Origin of the sequence: Trichlorobacter thiogenes (assembly GCF_900167465.1) — a bacterium.
Lineage (GTDB): Bacteria > Desulfobacterota > Desulfuromonadia > Geobacterales > Pseudopelobacteraceae > Trichlorobacter > Trichlorobacter thiogenes.
The window spans coordinates 75,247-91,112 of sequence record NZ_FUWR01000004.1 but is presented as its reverse complement, the minus strand read 5'-3'; the positions used below and the strand labels follow the sequence as shown (position 1 = coordinate 91,112).

17 protein-coding genes are annotated in these 15,866 nt (G+C 54.5%); 12 read left to right on the top strand and 5 right to left on the bottom strand.

From position 1 onward, the window contains the following. Positions 1–3 precede the first annotated feature (3 nt). The 4 genes from mlaD (at position 4) to B5D39_RS05385 (ending at position 2,872) form a co-directional block, all read left to right on the top strand. Positions 4–456 (top strand): outer membrane lipid asymmetry maintenance protein MlaD, encoded by a 453-nt coding sequence (gene mlaD, locus B5D39_RS05400; RefSeq protein ID WP_078789378.1) that lies wholly within the window; start codon positions 4–6, stop codon positions 454–456. A gap of 14 nt (positions 457–470) precedes the next feature. Continuing rightward, positions 471–1,850, top strand: coding sequence for a TolC family protein (locus B5D39_RS05395; RefSeq protein WP_078789377.1), 1,380 nt, complete (start codon positions 471–473; stop codon positions 1,848–1,850). A gap of 27 nt (positions 1,851–1,877) precedes the next feature. Then, complete coding sequence (locus B5D39_RS05390) at positions 1,878–2,474, top strand: MlaC/ttg2D family ABC transporter substrate-binding protein (RefSeq protein ID WP_139366684.1); 597 nt, start codon at positions 1,878–1,880, stop codon at positions 2,472–2,474. 194 nt (positions 2,475–2,668) lie between these two features. Next, complete coding sequence (locus tag B5D39_RS05385; RefSeq protein WP_012471216.1) at positions 2,669–2,872, top strand: cold-shock protein; 204 nt, start codon at positions 2,669–2,671, stop codon at positions 2,870–2,872. 39 nt (positions 2,873–2,911) lie between these two features. Here the strand turns inward: B5D39_RS05385 and B5D39_RS05380 are convergent, their stop codons facing one another. The 5 genes from B5D39_RS05380 to rplM all read right to left on the bottom strand — a co-directional run bounded on the left by B5D39_RS05380 (position 2,912) and on the right by rplM (position 7,818). Next, the gene (locus B5D39_RS05380) at positions 2,912–4,735 is read right to left on the bottom strand and encodes a YgiQ family radical SAM protein (protein WP_078789376.1); all 1,824 of its coding nucleotides are present in this window, start codon (positions 4,733–4,735) and stop codon (positions 2,912–2,914) included. After that, positions 4,732–5,772: an N-acetyl-gamma-glutamyl-phosphate reductase gene (argC, locus tag B5D39_RS05375; RefSeq protein ID WP_078789375.1), complete on the bottom strand. Its 1,041-nt coding sequence runs from the start codon at positions 5,770–5,772 to the stop codon at positions 4,732–4,734. The genes B5D39_RS05380 and argC overlap by 4 nt, the downstream gene beginning before the upstream one ends. Before the next feature lie 4 nt (positions 5,773–5,776). Then, positions 5,777–6,862, bottom strand: coding sequence for an AI-2E family transporter (locus B5D39_RS05370; protein ID WP_078789374.1), 1,086 nt, complete (start codon positions 6,860–6,862; stop codon positions 5,777–5,779). 94 nt (positions 6,863–6,956) lie between these two features. Then, complete coding sequence (gene rpsI / locus B5D39_RS05365) at positions 6,957–7,349, bottom strand: 30S ribosomal protein S9 (RefSeq protein WP_078789373.1); 393 nt, start codon at positions 7,347–7,349, stop codon at positions 6,957–6,959. A gap of 40 nt (positions 7,350–7,389) precedes the next feature. Next, on the bottom strand, positions 7,390–7,818 hold the full coding sequence (rplM, locus tag B5D39_RS05360; RefSeq protein ID WP_078789372.1) for a 50S ribosomal protein L13: 429 nt from the start codon (positions 7,816–7,818) through the stop codon (positions 7,390–7,392). A gap of 202 nt (positions 7,819–8,020) precedes the next feature. On the opposite strand from rplM, the gene gatC reads away from it, so the two are divergent. Genes gatC through rimO form a run of 8 tightly spaced genes read left to right on the top strand, consistent with a single transcriptional unit; the run spans position 8,021 to position 15,801 of the window. Beyond that, positions 8,021–8,308, top strand: coding sequence for an Asp-tRNA(Asn)/Glu-tRNA(Gln) amidotransferase subunit GatC (gene gatC, locus B5D39_RS05355; RefSeq protein ID WP_078789371.1), 288 nt, complete (start codon positions 8,021–8,023; stop codon positions 8,306–8,308). A 16-nt stretch (positions 8,309–8,324) separates the two neighbouring features. Then, positions 8,325–9,782: an Asp-tRNA(Asn)/Glu-tRNA(Gln) amidotransferase subunit GatA gene (gene gatA, locus B5D39_RS05350; RefSeq protein WP_078789370.1), complete on the top strand. Its 1,458-nt coding sequence runs from the start codon at positions 8,325–8,327 to the stop codon at positions 9,780–9,782. After that, positions 9,779–11,206, top strand: a complete 1,428-nt coding sequence (gene gatB, locus B5D39_RS05345; protein WP_078789369.1) for an Asp-tRNA(Asn)/Glu-tRNA(Gln) amidotransferase subunit GatB — start codon at positions 9,779–9,781, stop codon at positions 11,204–11,206. The genes gatA and gatB overlap by 4 nt, the downstream gene beginning before the upstream one ends. Before the next feature lie 17 nt (positions 11,207–11,223). Next, positions 11,224–11,589 carry a response regulator gene (locus B5D39_RS05340; protein WP_078789368.1) on the top strand — a complete coding sequence of 122 codons (366 nt, stop codon included), beginning with the start codon at positions 11,224–11,226 and terminating at the stop codon, positions 11,587–11,589. Between the two features lie 2 nt (positions 11,590–11,591). Then, positions 11,592–13,226, top strand: coding sequence for a chemotaxis protein CheA (locus B5D39_RS05335; RefSeq protein ID WP_078789367.1), 1,635 nt, complete (start codon positions 11,592–11,594; stop codon positions 13,224–13,226). Positions 13,227–13,229: 3 nt separating this feature from the next. After that, positions 13,230–13,943 (top strand): LolA family protein, encoded by a 714-nt coding sequence (locus tag B5D39_RS05330; RefSeq protein ID WP_078789366.1) that lies wholly within the window; start codon positions 13,230–13,232, stop codon positions 13,941–13,943. A gap of 10 nt (positions 13,944–13,953) precedes the next feature. After that, positions 13,954–14,439: a YajQ family cyclic di-GMP-binding protein gene (locus B5D39_RS05325; RefSeq protein WP_078789365.1), complete on the top strand. Its 486-nt coding sequence runs from the start codon at positions 13,954–13,956 to the stop codon at positions 14,437–14,439. Positions 14,440–14,481: 42 nt separating this feature from the next. Then, positions 14,482–15,801: a 30S ribosomal protein S12 methylthiotransferase RimO gene (gene rimO, locus B5D39_RS05320; RefSeq protein ID WP_078789474.1), complete on the top strand. Its 1,320-nt coding sequence runs from the start codon at positions 14,482–14,484 to the stop codon at positions 15,799–15,801. The last annotated feature ends 65 nt before the right edge of the window (positions 15,802–15,866 follow it).

The following is a 15,866-nucleotide window of genomic DNA, read 5'->3' as shown; positions in this document are numbered from 1 at the left end:
CTTATGAACAGTGCAAAACTTGAACTGACCGTTGGTATCTTCATGCTGATCGGCATCCTCTGCCTGGGCTACCTGTCCATCAAACTGGGCAAAATGGAGCTGATTGGTAGCAACAACTACCGTATTTCAGCACGATTTGACTCGGTATCAGGACTAAAACCTGGCGCGCGGATTGAACTGGCTGGCGTTGAAGTTGGTACGGTTGAGCGGATCGGCCTTTCAAATGCCAGTGGCGATCAGGCTGAAGTAACCATGAAGATCAAAGACGGCATCAAAATAACTGATGATGTGATCGCTTCAGTACGAACCAGCGGCATTATAGGTGACAAATTCATTAAACTGAAGCCTGGCGGCTCTGACCAACTGTTAAAAAATGGCGGCAAAATCCGGGAAACAGAATCTGCCATTGATATCGAAGAGCTGGTAAGTAAATTTATCCACGGTAAAGTGGATTAGGAGCATAGAGAACAATGAAACGGTTTACACAGCTTCCGCTGACTGCGTTACTCACGACTATCCTGGCGGCTTCACCCGCCCTGGCTGGCAGCCCTGGCCATACCACCCTGGTGCTGGATCTTGAGTCCTGCATCAGCACAGCCCTGCAGGCAGCCCCTGAAATCGGCGAGGCCCAGGCTGACCTTGCCCTCACCAGCAGTAAACTTGATGAAGCAAAATCATATCGCTACCCACAGATCAACGTCATGTCACTTTTTGGACCAGCACCAGGCGCTCATAAGGAAGACCTCAACCCGATCAACACCAATAAAAGCTTTTCCATCAAGGACCTGACCTGGTTTGCCAGCACCGATCTGCTGGTAACCCAGCCACTCTGGACCTTTGGCAAGATCAGTGAAAACATGAAGGCTGCAACCCATGGCACTGAAGTTGACAAGGCGAAAAAGCAGCAAAAGGGGAGTGAAGTTGCCCTTGAGGTCAAGAAGTACTACTACAGCGTGCTGCTGGCCCGTGAAACCCAGGGCGTTCTTACTGAGCTACAGCAATATATGCAGCAGGGGAAACAGAAGATTCAGGAGCTGATTGACAAAGAGTCTGATTCCGGCGACCCGATGGACCTCTACAAGATTGACGCCTACGCCGGCGAGATCAACAAATATATGGAAGAGGCATTAAAAGGCGAGCGCCTGGCTACTGCGGCCTTGAAAGCCAGACTGGGCCTGGCTGATAACGTTGATGTTAGTGTTGCAACGGAGCGACTGGAGTTACCAAACGACACTATCCCTGAACTGAACGGTGTTATTGAGAGAGCAAGGACACAGCGGCCTGAATTCAAGCAACTGAAAGAAGGAATGGCAGCTCGCACGGCCTTGGTCGAGGCAGCCAAGGCAAACTACTACCCGGATGTTTTTCTGGCCGGCATGGTTTCCTGGGCCTATGCAGACAACCGGGACCGGATCAAAAACCCCTACATCAGCGACACCTTTCAACACACTTACGGCGGTGTGGCACTGGGACTGAAATGGCACCTTGATTTCGGCATTACCTCCGCAAAGGTTGCCGCCGAGCAGGCCCAACTTAACCGCCTTTCCAGCACCAAGTCCTACGCCGACAGCTATATCCCCTTGCAGACGCAAAAGGCCTGGTTAGAGATGCAGGAGGCAAAAAAGAATGTCACGATCACCCAGAACGCATTCCAAAGCGCCAAGAAATGGGGAGCTGCAGCACTGGCAAACTTTGATTTTGGCATCGGCAACCCCCGTGATGTCTTTGATGCCGTTGGCATCTATGGCAAGATGAAGGCTGCCCACTATCAGGCAATCTTTGACTACAACATGGCCAAGGCCAATCTCGAGTACGCAATGGGTGATACTCCGGTCGCATCCAGCAAATAATTTAACTGCCCACAAGGAGTCCAATCAATGTTGAAACGTATAGCTCTGCTTGCAATCCTCTGCCTTTTTGTTGCCACCACCGCCTTTGCTTCGGTAACTGACACCATCAAAAAGACAGTTAACGATGTCATCCATATCGTGACCGATAAAGAGTTAAAAAAGAAAAGCAATGAACAACGGCGGCGTACGGCCATAAAGAAATCAATTGCCACTATTTTTGACAGCCAGGAGATGGCTAAGCGGACCCTTGGTAAACATTGGAATCAACGCACACCCGCTGAAAAAAAGCAGTTTGTTGATCTGTTTGCCACCCTGCTGGAAAACTCCTATGCCGGCAAGATTGAGTCTTATAACAATGAAAAAATTGTCTACACCAAAGAGACCCTTGACGGCGATTTTGCTGAGGTAAAATCCAAGGTCATCACCCCGAAGCAGGATGAGTACACCCTTGATTACAAGCTTATGAAACATGGAAACGGCAGCTGGATGGTGTATGACGTGGTGATTGAAGGGGTCAGCCTGGTATCCAACTACCGCACCCAGTTTAACAAGATTATTTCCACCAATGGCTACGCTGAACTGGTCAAGAAATTACAGGCCAAGAGTAACGAACTAAAAATGTAGCCAGCTCAATTATCTTGACAGCCACATCGTGTTATGCTACAGGGACGCAGCGATAAGTTTCGGACGTGACAGCAGTACTCACGAAGCACCCGCTGGATTGGCCTTGCTTGGCGACACTCCTGCAACAGCTCCGGAAACTTAGAAATCTTTTTGATCCGGCGCTGTCCGGCAACACACGAAGGAGGAAGTAAAAGATGGCTCAAGGCAAGGTCAAGTGGTTTAACGACACCAAGGGGTTTGGCTTTATCGAGCAAGAAGGCGGCGAGGATGTTTTCGCGCACTTCTCAGCTATTCAAAGCGAGGGATTCAAGTCCCTGGCTGAGGGTGAGTCTGTAAGTTTTGACATTGTTCAGGGTCCGAAAGGTCTGCAGGCTGCAAACATTGTAAAACTGAAGTAAATTCCAGACACAAACCAACCAGAACGGCCCGTTGAGCAATCAGCGGGCCGTTCTTTTTTTCTGAGGCCCTTTTCTCTGGCGCTGTTGCTGCCCCCCGCCGGATTGCTGTCCTTCATCAAGCAGCCTGAGCAGATCTGCCCGCCCCAATTCCCGCAGCAACTTAACCACACGTTGCCGTTCCTCAGGCAGGTGCCAGAGCAGGATCGACTTCTGCAGGATCTTCTCCCGATCAGTTCGAGCAACATAGACCGGCTTGCCGCTGTCCGGATCCAGTCCGGTGTAGTACATACAGGTGGCAGCCGTACCAGGCGTGGGAGTAAACTCCTGTACTTGCTCAACTTTAAGCTTTAAACGCTGCAACTCCTTCAGCAGCAGCACCATCTCATCCACCCGGCAGCCGGGGTGGCCTGACATCAGGTAGGGCACCACCGCCTGAACCTTGCCTGCCTTGCGACTTTCATCTCTGAAACGCTCAAGGAAGCGGGCGAACAGCGCTTTGCCAGGCTTACGCATCAGCGTGGTAACGGCATCCACCAGATGCTCCGGTGCAACCTTTAAAAGGCCACCAACATGCTGTTCAATCAACGCTTTACAGTACTCAGGCTGCAGCTCCAGAAGATCATTACGAATACCCGAGGTAACCGTCAGGGTCCGCACACCGCTGCAACCGGATGCTTTGCGCAGCAGGGCCACTGCAGGACGATCATCAGCCTTCAGGTTTGGACAGGGCTTGGGATGCAGGCAACTGGGTCTCCTGCAACTGTTGCCACCATCAGGTGCACCACAGCAGGTACCGTACATATTGGCTGTCGGGCCGCCCAGATCACTGATCGTACCACGAAACCAGGGCTTTTTAGTCAGGATCTGCAGTTCTGCAGTCACCGAACCAGTAGATCGTGACTGGATAAATTTGCCCTGATGTGAGCTGATGGCGCAAAAAGAGCAGCCGCCATAGCAACCACGATGGCTGGTCAGCGATGTCTTGATCTGCTCAAAGGCAGGAATTGATTCACGGTAGGAAGGATGCGGTTCACGGCTGAATGGCAGGGCATAGACCGCATCAAGCTCTGCGGTTGTCAGCGGCAATGCAGGCGGATTACAGACCACGAAACGTTCAGCATGGGCCTGCACCAATGTCTTGCCACAATAGGGGTTCTGTTCAGACTCTGCCTGACGAAACGCCTCCAGATAGATCTCTTTTGAACCACTCACCTGTTCAAAGGATGGTAGCTCAACACAGTTTTCAGGCAATTGTTTGGCAGCATAGACCGAGCCTCGCAGATCACGGATCTGCTCAAGTGGCTCCCCACCCTTCATCCGCCTGGCAAGCTCAAGCAGCGGCTGTTCTGCCATGCCATACACCACCAGATCGGCCTTGGCATCTAGAAGAATAGAGCGCCGCACCTTGTCGTCCCAGTAATCATAGTGGGCAAGCCGACGTAACGAGGCCTCTATGCCGCCCAACACCACCGGCACATCCCGATACGCCTCTTTGAGGCGAGAGGTATAGCTAAGTGCCGCCCGGTTAGGGCGAGCGCCGTACTTGCCGCCCGGGGTGTAGGCATCATCGTGACGCAGCTTCTTGCGGGGGGTGTAGTGAGCCACCATCGAGTCCATGGCACCGGCTGATACGCCAAAGAACAGACGGGGACGTCCCAAGGCCATAAACGGCTCTTTTGACCGCCAATCAGGCTGCGCAATGATGCCAACCCTGAAGCCATGGGACTCCAACCAACGTCCTAAAAGTGGCACACCAAAGGCCGGGTGGTCAATATAGGCATCGCCGGTCACCAGAACAATGTCCAGCTCATGCCAGCCACGACCGCGGGCTTCATCCAACGTTATTGGCAGGTGACGGCTCAAGGGAAGATCGCAAGCCCTTCCAACCCGGCGGTTTCAGAAAATCCGCTGATCAGGTTCATGTTCTGGATCGCCTGACCGGATGCCCCTTTGACCAGGTTATCAATGGCCGAGACCACCACAATCCGATTGGCTCGGCTGTCCAGGGTGATGCCGATATCACAGAAGTTTGAGCCCCGCACAAAGGCAGTAGCAGGAAACTGCCCCTTGGCTAGCGGACGCACAAACGGCTCATCCTTGTAGGTATCAGCATAGAGTGCTACCAGTTCATCAGTCGTCACCGTTCTGGTTGGTGTGGCATAGATGGTGGAAAGGATACCTCGATCCATCGGCACCAGATGAGGCGTAAAGGTAATAGTAACCAGTTTACCGGCAAGTTCAGACAGTTCCTGCTCGATCTCGGGGGTATGACGGTGGGCACCACCCACGCCATAGGCCTTAAAGGAATCGTTGACCTCACAGTAGAGTGAATCAACCTTGGCACTGCGTCCGGCTCCACTGGTACCGGATTTGGAATCAGCAATAATGGTGGTTATGTCAATCAGACCGTTTTCCAGCAGTGGCTTCAGGCCCAGGATCACACTGGTGGGATAACAGCCGGGATTGGCCACCAACCGCGCCTGTTTGATGCTCTCGCGACGCAGTTCAGGCAGACCGAAGATCGCTTCCGGCAACAGTTCAGGGTTCAGGTGGGGTTCATACCAGGCGCCGTAAACCGCTGGATCATGCAGACGATAATCGGCTGACAAGTCGACCACCTTCTTGCCAGCTGCCAGAAAGTCAGGCACCACCTTCATGGCAGCCTGATGTGGCAGGGCAGTAAAGATCAGATCAGCCTTGGCTGTAATGGCTGCCGGATCCAATGGTTCCAGAATCAGGTCGCAACGTCCCCGCAGGGTCGGAAAGATCTCAGAAATCCGTTTACCGGCACTCTGTTCAGAGGTAACACAACTGATCACCACACCGGGATGACGATCCAGCAGACGGATCAATTCAAGGCCGGTATATCCACTGGCTCCGACAATCGCAACATTCAACATGGTACTATTCTCCCGATTCAGAAACATACGGAGCCGCAGCAGTGGGCACCGGTTCAATCACATACAGTTCATACAGAATGGCCAACAGCAGTGGGCCAAAGATGGCACCCAGCACCCCGAAGGCTGCCAGACCTCCAAAAGCCCCGAGCATGATCGGTAATATTGGCAACGTGACCCGGCTGCTCATAAAGATCGGCTTAACCACGTTATCTGACATACCGACGGCAAGAAAACCCCACAAAATAAGTATAATAGCCTTGACTGCTGATCCTTGCAGGTAGAGATACAGGGCAGCTGGCAGCCAGATAATGGCCGTACCCACCACCGGAATCAAGCCGCCAATGGCGGTTAACACTGCAAGTAACAGCGGAGACGGAATACCGAACAGTAGATAGGCTGCCCCAGCCAGAATCCCCTGCACTAGACAGGTCAACAACGTACCAAAGATAAAGCCGGACAGCACATCCCGCACTACCCTGGACAGCTTTTCCTGCAGGCCACTCTCCATAGGTAGCCTTCTATGTAACCAAACCAGGGCCCGTTCACCATCAAGATAGACAAAAAACAGAATAAACAGCATAAAGACCATATCCATAAGAAAACTGAATGAGTTTGCCAAGATAGAGGTCAGAAAGCCAAGCAGCTTTGCCAGTCCCTCCTTGGAATTGGCCATGACACTATCAGTTAGATTAAAGCTGCTACTACCGATCAAAGACTTTAGTTTAGCCACGTAAGGGGCTAACTGAGGCTGAGCCGACCACTGCTGGAGCAGCTTGTCTGCACCACCACTGGTTAATGAACTGCTTACAAACTGATAGACCTGGGCAACTTCCTGCGCCAGGACCGAGAGCAGGCTGATCACCGGCAGGACAAAGATCAGCATAACCGCCAGGGTCATCAATCCTGCTGCCCACCCCTCCCGCTGTTTCAAAAGCCCAAGCAGGCGGCGATAGGCCGGAAAGGTTATGATACCGATGATCAAGGCCCAGGCAATGGGGGATAAAAACGGTAGCAGGATCTTGCCCAGCAGGTAGATACCAAGCAGGATAGCGACAAAGGCAGACAATGTCTTCAGCAGGGTACGGTCCATGATGACCTCTCAGGCAGATGCAATACAAAAGGGGGAAGATCCTTGCGGATCTCCCCCCGTGTAGCACACCTTGCAGTGTATAACCAGTATCCGATTAGCGCTTGGAGAACTGGAAGCGGGCGCGTGCAGCCTTGCGACCGTACTTCTTCCGCTCCTTAACCCGTGAGTCGCGGGTAATAAAACCAGCCTTCTTCAGCTCTGCACGTTGTTCTGGATCAGCCTCAAGCAGCGCCTTGGTAATGCCATGCTTGATAGCGCCGGCCTGACCGGAGTCACCGCCACCACAAACATTAACGAATACATCGAACTTGCCGACGTTCTCGGTCAGTTCCAGTGGCTGACGAACAACCATCTTGGAGGTTTCACGACCAAAGTACTCATCAAGGGTCTTGTTGTTAACAACGATACGACCTGCGCCGGGCTTGAGCCAAACGCGAGCTATCGAACTTTTTCTTTTGCCAGTGCCGTAGAAGCTGACTGCTGCCATATCTTTATCTCCTCAAAAATGAAACGTGTAATCTGTACGGTTACAGGGACAGCTGAGCTGGCTGCTGTGCCTCATGGGGATGGCTGCTGCCACTGTACACTTTCAGCTTCTTCAGCATGTGACGTGCCAGCTTGTTCTTGGGCAGCATACCCTTAACAGCCTTGCGAAGCAGCTCTTCAGGCTTTTTAACCAGCAGCTCACCAGCGGTAGTGGACTTGATACCACCGGGAAAACCGGAGTGGCTGTAATACACCTTGTCGGCAACTTTATTACCGGTCAGAGCGATCTTCTCGGCATTCAGCACCACCACAAAATCACCGGTGTCTACACTGGGGGTATAAATCGCCTTGTGCTTACCACGCAGTACGTTAGCAATCTGGGTAGCCAGGCGACCCAGCACAACATTTTCAGCATCAACCACAAACCACTGGTGGTTAACGGTTTCTTTTTTAGCAACTTCTGTTCTCATTACGAACCTCACACACGGTCTCGACGAGCTTTACAGCTGGGTCGTAGCGCCGCCTTAGTTTTACGAAGAGGTGTACCATACGTGACCACCAAAACAGTGTCAAGCAAAAAATATATCCCGCATCCCGAACGCAGTTGCCAGGAAAGTGGGTTCTGTGCTACAGAGACAGAACTTTTACCGCCGTTTTTGCAAGGAATCAACCATGAGTATCAATCAGCACGAGATAGAACATGTGGCAAAGCTTGCCCGACTTTCACTGCGGGATGACGAAAAGCAGCTCTTCACCGGCCAGATGGAGGCAATTCTGGCCTATGTCGAGACCCTGAACGAGCTGAATACCGATGGCATCTCCCCCACCTCCCACGCGGTACCGATGGAGAATGCCTTCCGTCCTGACTGCGTGACCCCGTCCATTGGCCATGATCGCGCCCTGGCCAATGCCCCTGACAAAAACGAGACCTACTTCCGGGTTCCCCCGGTTATAGAATAACTACGAGAATACATCTATGGAACTCTACGAACAGACTATCCATGACCTGCAGGGCCAGTTACAGGCACGCCAGGTCTCCTCGGTTGAGATCACCAATTCTTTTTTAAACCGGATTGAATCCACCGACCCGTCCATTAATGCCTTTATCACCGTCACCAAAGAGCAGGCACTGCTTGATGCAGCGGCAGCAGACCAGCGGATTGCATCCGGTGACTGCTCCCCCCTGACCGGCATTCCGGTGGCGCTGAAAGATATATTTCTGACTGAAGGGGTACGCACCACCTGCGCCTCAAAGATGCTGGACAACTTCATCGCCCCCTATGATGCCACTGCCTGGGCCAGAATGAAGTCCCAAGGCGCCGTCCTGCTTGGCAAGCTGAATCAGGATGAATTTGCCATGGGCTCCTCCTGCGAGAACAGTGCCTTTGGCCCGACCCGCAACCCCTGGAACCGCGAGCATATCCCCGGTGGTTCATCCGGCGGTTCTGCAGCCGCCATTGCCGCGCAACAGGCCGTAGCCACCCTGGGCACTGACACCGGCGGCTCCATCCGCCAGCCTGCCTCCCACTGCGGTTGTGTTGGCCTCAAGCCTACCTATGGCCGGGTCTCCCGCTACGGCGTAATAGCCTATGCCTCCTCACTGGATCAGGTCGGCCCCATGACCCGCGATGTGACTGATGCAGCCCTACTGCTGAGAGTCATTGCCGGACACGACCCCAAGGACTCTACCAGCGTAGACTGTCCGGTGCCGGACTACATGGCAGCACTGAAACAAGGCGTCAAAGGGCTTAAGATCGGCCTGCCCAAAGAGTATTTTATAGAGGGGCTTGATCCTGATGTGCAACGAGCCATGGATCAGGCCATTGCGGTCTATCGCCAGCTTGGTGCAGAGTTTGTAGAGGTTTCGCTGCCCCACACCAACTATGCCGTGGCCACCTACTACCTGATCGCCACTGCTGAGGCCAGCTCCAACCTGGCCCGCTACGAAGGGGTCCGCTTTGGCCACCGCGCCAAAGAGAGTTCCGGCCTGATCGACCTGATGATGCAGTCCCGTTCAGAAGGATTCGGGGCTGAAGTCAAACGCAGGATCATGCTGGGCACCTACGCCCTCTCCTCCGGCTACTATGATGCCTACTACATCAAGGCACAGAAGGTGCGCACCCTGATCCAGCAAGACTTCATCGAGGCATTCAAGTCCGTAGACCTGCTGCTGACCCCGGTGGCCCCCACCCCGGCCTTCAAGATCGGTGAAAAGACCGCTGACCCGCTGCAGATGTACCTGTCCGATATCTTCACCATCCCGGTTAACCTGGCCGGTATCTGCGGCATCTCGGTTCCGGCTGGAATAAGTGCCAACGGCCTGCCGATCGGCCTGCAACTGCTGGGACGCCCCTTTGGCGAAGAGAGCATCCTGCGAGCGGCTTTTGATTTTGAACAAGCCACCCAGTGGCATACCAAGAAGGCAGCATTATGAAATTCCAACCGGTTATCGGACTTGAGGTCCACGTACAACTGAAGACAGACAGCAAGATCTTCTGCGGCTGTTCCACCCGTTTTGGCGCTGAGCCCAACCTGAACACCTGCCCGGTCTGCCTGGCCCTGCCCGGCGCCCTGCCGGTGCTGAACCAGAAGGTGGTGGAGTTTGCCATTATGGCCGGTTTGGCCACCAACTGTTCTATCACCCCCACCAACATCTTTGCCCGCAAGAACTACTTCTATCCTGACCTGCCCAAGGGCTACCAGATCAGCCAGTTTGATCTGCCGATCTGCCTGGCCGGTCATCTGGATATTGCGGTGGGTGATCAGACCAAGCGGATCGGTATTACGAGAATCCATATGGAAGAGGATGCCGGCAAGCTGGTCCACGGCCAGGGGGGCGGCTCCGGGGTAGACCTGAACCGGGCAGGAACTCCTTTACTGGAAGTGGTCTCTGAGCCGGATATGCGCACTGCCGATGAGGCGGTGGCCTACCTGAAAAAGCTGTACCAGATTGTGACCTACCTGGGGATCTGCGATGGCAACATGGAGGAAGGCTCCTTCCGCTGTGATGCCAACATCTCGGTTATGCCGGTTGGTTCCGACACCTTCGGCACACGGGCAGAGATCAAGAACGTCAACTCCTTCAAGTTTGTCAAGGCCGCCATTGAGTACGAGATTTCCCGGCAGTGTGAACTGATCGAGGATGGCGGCAAGGTGGTACAGGAAACCCGCCTGTTCGATCCCAACAAAGGGGTCACCCGTTCCATGCGGGGCAAGGAAGAGGCCCACGACTACCGCTACTTCCCAGACCCGGATCTGGTGCCGGTGGTGATCTCTAACGACTGGATCAAGCGGGTCAAGGGCGATCTACCTGAGCTGCCGGAGACCAAATTCAACCGTTTCCTGACTGACTACAGCCTGCCGGAGTATGATGCCGATGTGCTGACCTCATCACGCCCGCTGGCCGACTATTTTGAACAGTGCGCCCAGTCCTGCAACAATGCCAAATCAGCTGCCAACTGGATCATGGGTGAGCTGACCCGTTCTCTGAATGACAACGGGATTGCCGTTGAGAAAAGCCCGGTCTCCCCTGTTCAACTGGCTGATTTGATCAAGCTGATTGATGGCGGCACTATTTCTGGTACTATTGCCAAGAAGGTCTTTGAAGAGCTGTGGAAAAACGGCGGCGAAGCAGCAGCCATTGTTGAGCAGCAAGGGTTGGCCCAGGTCTCTGACACCGGCGCCATAGAGACCGCCATAGACCAGATCATGGCCGCCAACATGGGACAGGTTGAGGAATACCGTGGCGGCAAGGACAAGGTCTTTGGCTTCTTTGTCGGTCAGGTGATGAAGGCGATGAAGGGCAAGGCCAATCCGGCGGTGGTCAACGACCTTCTGAAACAGAAACTGGCAGGATAGTCCCTCTGGAGAACACCATGCCTCAAACCGTCATGATTGTCGATGATGCCCTGTTCATCCGCACGGTCCTGCGTAACATGCTGGAAGACTGCGGGTATCACACAATAGCTGAGGCTGGCAGCGGCCTTGAGGCCCAACGATACCTGCACACGGTCACACCTGATCTGATCTTTCTGGATATCATCCTGCCTGATGCCAACGGCATCGAGATACTGGATGATATCCGTTGCAGTCTGCCGGCAACAAACGTCATCATCTGTTCCTCCATCTCCCAGGAACAGACCATCCAGAAGGCGCTGCAGCATGGTGCTGCAGCCTATCTGCAGAAACCGTTTACCCAGGAAACCGTTGCTGCCGTACTTAAACAACTGGAAGCCCACTAGCCATGGATATCTCCCGCTACCGGGACCTGTTTGTCAGTGAAGCCCGTGAACATCTGACCACTCTTGGCACATTAAGCATGCGCTGTGAAGAAGGAGCTGCCGACTCCGACAGCATCAACGAGATGTTCCGCCATGCCCACTCCCTGAAGGGGATGGCTGCCACCATGCAGCTTGGCCCGATCACCACCCTCTCCCATGCCCTGGAAGACCTGCTGTCCCAGATCCGCGATGGCCATTTCAGCCCTACCCGTAACACGGTGGACCTGATGCTGGCTGCCATTGACACCCTGGAGCAGTTGGTGGCGCTGGTGGCACAGGGGGGAGAACTGCCGGACAGTGACGATCTGGCCAGCCGGATCCGCAACCATACCGCAGCGGCAGAAGAGGCAGCAGCGACAGATCCCACGCCTACTGCCAGCCAGATCAAACCGGCAGCAGAGCCAGCTGAGTCTCTTTTCCGCGCCAGCGATGAAAACAGCACCACCCGGGTCCGCACCGCGCTGCTTGACCGACTGGTCACCATTTCCGGCGAGCTGCTGACGGTACGTCACACTCTGGAAGACTGGACCAACCACAATCAGGCTGACCAGCTTCAAGCGCCGCTAAAAGAGCTTTCCACCCTGCTCAGACAACTCCAAAACGAGGTATTCCAGGCCCGGATGCTGCCGTTTGGATCAATTGCCGAGCGGTATCCCCGCATGGTACGGGATCTGGCCCGCAAGAGTGGCAAAGAGATCACCTTCCAGATCTACGGTGACACGATTGAGCTGGACCGGGGAGTACTGGAGCAAATCATTGAACCGCTGGTACACCTGCTGCGTAACGCCGTTGACCACGGATTAGAGACCCCGGCAGAACGGGTGGCCTGCGGCAAGCCACCGGTCGGCAGCCTCTCCCTCAGCGTCAGCCGACTGGCTGACCAGGTACTGCTGGAGGTTCGGGATGACGGACGGGGTATGGACCCGGCACGAATCCGCTCCAAGGCGATTAGCCAGGGCCTCTTGAATGAACAACAGGCAGCCGATCTGACAGCACAGGAGATCCTGCTGCTGATCTGCAGCCCCGGTTTTTCAACCGCCGCAACCGTAACCGACATCTCAGGCCGGGGTGTAGGGATGGATGTGGTTCAAAATGCGATCCAGACCATCGGTGGCACCCTGACCATTGACTCCACTCCGGGGCACGGCTCCATCATCACCCTGCGGCTGCCGATCAGCGTGGCCATCATTCATGCCCTGATGGTAGCCTGTGGTGAGCTCCAGCTGGCAGTGCCGGTCAGCGCCATTACCAGCACCTGCGAGGTACAGCGCAACGAGATTATCCAGAAGGGGCGCGATCTGTATCTGCTGCGTGATGGCACAGAGATACCGCTCCGCAACCTGCCCCGTTTTTTCCGGCAGCGTGAAACCTTGTCAGACAACGCAATACTGCCGATACTACTGGCTGAATCAAACAAGCAGCCGATCGGACTACTGGTGGATCGTCTGCTGGGCCAGCAGGAAATCTTTACCCGCCCCCTGCGTCATCCCCTGACAGATCTGCGCGGCATCTCCGGCTCCTGCCTGCTGGGCAACGGCCAGATTGTCTTTATTGTTGACCCAACTGCCTGCGTCGGCAGGCTTTGTACGGAGAACTAAACCATGAAACAGCTCATCAGCACCTGTGTACTTGCCGTTTTACTCTGTTGCAGCTCCAACCCGGCCCTGGCTGCCGAGGCCACCCTACAACAGGTCATCGCCACCCTGGAACAAGGCTATGCCTCACTGCAGGACCTGCAGGCCAGCTTTAGCCAGACCACGGCTCTGGCCGGATTTCCCAAGCCCCAGAAAGGGCACGGCGAACTGGCCCTGCGCCGTCCCCCGCAGGGGACCGCCCAGTTCCGCTTTGATTATATCGTGCCCAAGCAGAGCATCATCTCCAACGGCAAGCAGGTCTGGTTCTACCAGCCGGAGAACAAACAGGTACTGGTTTCCTCACTGGAAGGGATGATGAAGGGGGGCAACAGCATCGGCATGGCCTACCTGACCGGACTGGGTAACGTATCAAAGGATTTCAACGCCGTATTTGCCAAGCCGAACCGTGACAAACAGGGCAACTACCTACTTGACCTGACCCCCCGCAAGCCAACCCCGATCCTGTCCCGGTTACGCCTGACCATCCACGAAGAGGCGGTCAATGCCCTGTTGGCTGATGGCCAGACAAAGGAGGCATTCCCGGTGGTCGCATCAACGGTAGTTGATGGCAGCGGCACTGAAACCCGGATCAGCTACAGCCGGATACGGACCAACAGCGGCCTTTCCGCTGCAAAATTCAGCTTTAAAGTGCCGCAAGGCGTCGAAATTATCAAACCGTAGGAGGAAGTCCATGCCATCATTTGACATTGTATCAAAGGTAGATATGCAGGAAGTAGACAACGCAGTTAATCAGGCCATCAAAGAGATTGGGCAGCGCTACGACTTCAAGGGTTCCAAGAGTGAGATCACCCAGGAAAAGGACAGCGTCAAGGTCCTCTCTGAAGATGATTACAAGCTGAAGGCAGTGATCGATGTGCTGCAGACCAAGTTCCTGAAGCGCAATATCTCAATCAAGGCGTTACAGTACGGCAAGATAGAGCCTGCCTCTGGCGGCATGGTGCGCCAGATCATCTCGGTTCAACAGGGCATATCCAAGGAAAAGGGCAAAGAGATCATCGCCGTGATCAAGGAAAGCAAACTCAAGGTTCAGGCCCAGATTCAGGATGATCAGGTACGGGTCACCGGCAAGAACCGTGATGACCTGCAGGACACGATCCAGCTTCTGAAGGGCAAAGACCTTGATGTAGAGATGCAGTTCACGAACTTCAGGGAATAGGGGATAGACTCCGTGAGTAATCAGGCAAAACAAAAAGTAAGCATGGTCAGCCTGGGCTGCCCCAAAAACCTGGTGGATGCCGAAGTAATGCTGGGGGTATTGTCCCAACAGGGCTATGAGATCACCATGGATGAAAAAGAGGCCGACGTTATCATCGTCAACACCTGTTCCTTTATCAAAGAGGCACGGGAAGAAAGCGTCGACGCCATTCTGGATCTGGCAGACCGGAAAAATGACGGCAACTGCAAGACCCTGATCGTGGCCGGCTGCCTGCCCCAGCGCTACCAGGAGGAGCTGGCCAAAGAGTTGGAAGAGGTGGATATCTTCATCGGTACCGGTGACTATCCCCGTGTGGCAGAGATCCTGGCCGAACATACGGCCCAGACAGGACAGATCTGCTATGTGGGCGATCCCAACTACATCTATGATGAAAACCTGCCACGGTTGAACTCATCACCAGGCTGGTACGCCTATCTCAAGATCGGTGAAGGCTGCTCCAACTGCTGCACCTACTGCGTGATCCCCTCCCTACGTGGTCCGTACCGTTCTCGCCCCATGGATGCCCTGGTGGCTGAGGCGGAACGGCTGGTAAAAGGTGGCGTGCGGGAACTGATTCTGGTTTCCCAGGACATCACCCGCTACGGCACTGATATGGATGGTAGCAGTAGCCTGGCCGAACTGATCCGGCAACTGGCTGCCATTCCTGACCTGAAATGGATCCGGCTGCTCTATGCCTACCCGGACGGCATTACCGATGAGCTGATTGAGCTGCTGAAGACCGAGCCCAAGCTGTGCAAATATCTGGATATTCCGATCCAGCATATCAGCGACAACGTCCTGAGGCAGATGAAGCGCCGCAGCAGTGAACAACAGGTCCGCGATCTGATTGAGCGCCTGCGAGCTGAAGTGCCGGGTATTACCCTACGCACCTCCCTGATTGTCGGCTTTCCCGGTGAGACGGTGGATGACTTCCTGAACCTGCTGCAGTTTGTGGAAAAGGCCCAGTTTGATCGGCTGGGGGTCTTCTGCTACTCAAAAGAAGATGGCACTCCGGCAGCAGAGATGCCGGATCAGGTCTCAGAACGGGTCAAACGGGAGCGTCACCGCAAGCTGATGAAGGCCCAGGCGCGGGTCTCATTCCGCCGTAACCGGGCCATGGTGGGCAAGATCGAACAGGTGATTGTGGAAGGCTACAGTGAAGAGACCGAACTGCTCCTGAAGGGGCGCACCAGCCGCCAGGCACCGGATATTGATGGCCAGGTCTACATCACCTCAGGCCATGCCGATATCGGCGATATTGTTACCTGCAAGATCACTGACTCATCGGATTATGACCTGGTGGCGGAGATGGTTGAAGAATAGACCTGAAAACAGCAGTCCATATCCACGAAGGACACGAAGTTTCACGAAGATAAAGCATTTACAGC

Bases quoted from the DNA above. Each gene is read 5' to 3' on its own strand.
- mlaD (WP_078789378.1), top strand. From the start codon at position 4: ATGAACAGTGCAAAACTTGAACTGACCGTTGGTATCTTCATGCTGATC.
- rpsI (WP_078789373.1), bottom strand. From the start codon at position 7,349: ATGGCAGCAGTCAGCTTCTACGGCACTGGCAAAAGAAAAAGTTCGATA.
- B5D39_RS05395 (WP_078789377.1), top strand. From the start codon at position 471: ATGAAACGGTTTACACAGCTTCCGCTGACTGCGTTACTCACGACTATC.
- B5D39_RS05385 (WP_012471216.1), top strand. From the start codon at position 2,669: ATGGCTCAAGGCAAGGTCAAGTGGTTTAACGACACCAAGGGGTTTGGC.
- B5D39_RS05390 (WP_139366684.1), top strand. From the start codon at position 1,878: ATGTTGAAACGTATAGCTCTGCTTGCAATCCTCTGCCTTTTTGTTGCC.
- B5D39_RS05325 (WP_078789365.1), top strand. From the start codon at position 13,954: ATGCCATCATTTGACATTGTATCAAAGGTAGATATGCAGGAAGTAGAC.
- B5D39_RS05370 (WP_078789374.1), bottom strand. From the start codon at position 6,862: ATGGACCGTACCCTGCTGAAGACATTGTCTGCCTTTGTCGCTATCCTG.
- rplM (WP_078789372.1), bottom strand. From the start codon at position 7,818: ATGAGAACAGAAGTTGCTAAAAAAGAAACCGTTAACCACCAGTGGTTT.
- gatC (WP_078789371.1), top strand. From the start codon at position 8,021: ATGAGTATCAATCAGCACGAGATAGAACATGTGGCAAAGCTTGCCCGA.
- B5D39_RS05340 (WP_078789368.1), top strand. From the start codon at position 11,224: ATGCCTCAAACCGTCATGATTGTCGATGATGCCCTGTTCATCCGCACG.
- gatA (WP_078789370.1), top strand. From the start codon at position 8,325: ATGGAACTCTACGAACAGACTATCCATGACCTGCAGGGCCAGTTACAG.
- B5D39_RS05330 (WP_078789366.1), top strand. From the start codon at position 13,230: ATGAAACAGCTCATCAGCACCTGTGTACTTGCCGTTTTACTCTGTTGC.
- argC (WP_078789375.1), bottom strand. From the start codon at position 5,772: ATGTTGAATGTTGCGATTGTCGGAGCCAGTGGATATACCGGCCTTGAA.
- rimO (WP_078789474.1), top strand. From the start codon at position 14,482: ATGGTCAGCCTGGGCTGCCCCAAAAACCTGGTGGATGCCGAAGTAATG.
- gatB (WP_078789369.1), top strand. From the start codon at position 9,779: ATGAAATTCCAACCGGTTATCGGACTTGAGGTCCACGTACAACTGAAG.
- B5D39_RS05335 (WP_078789367.1), top strand. From the start codon at position 11,592: ATGGATATCTCCCGCTACCGGGACCTGTTTGTCAGTGAAGCCCGTGAA.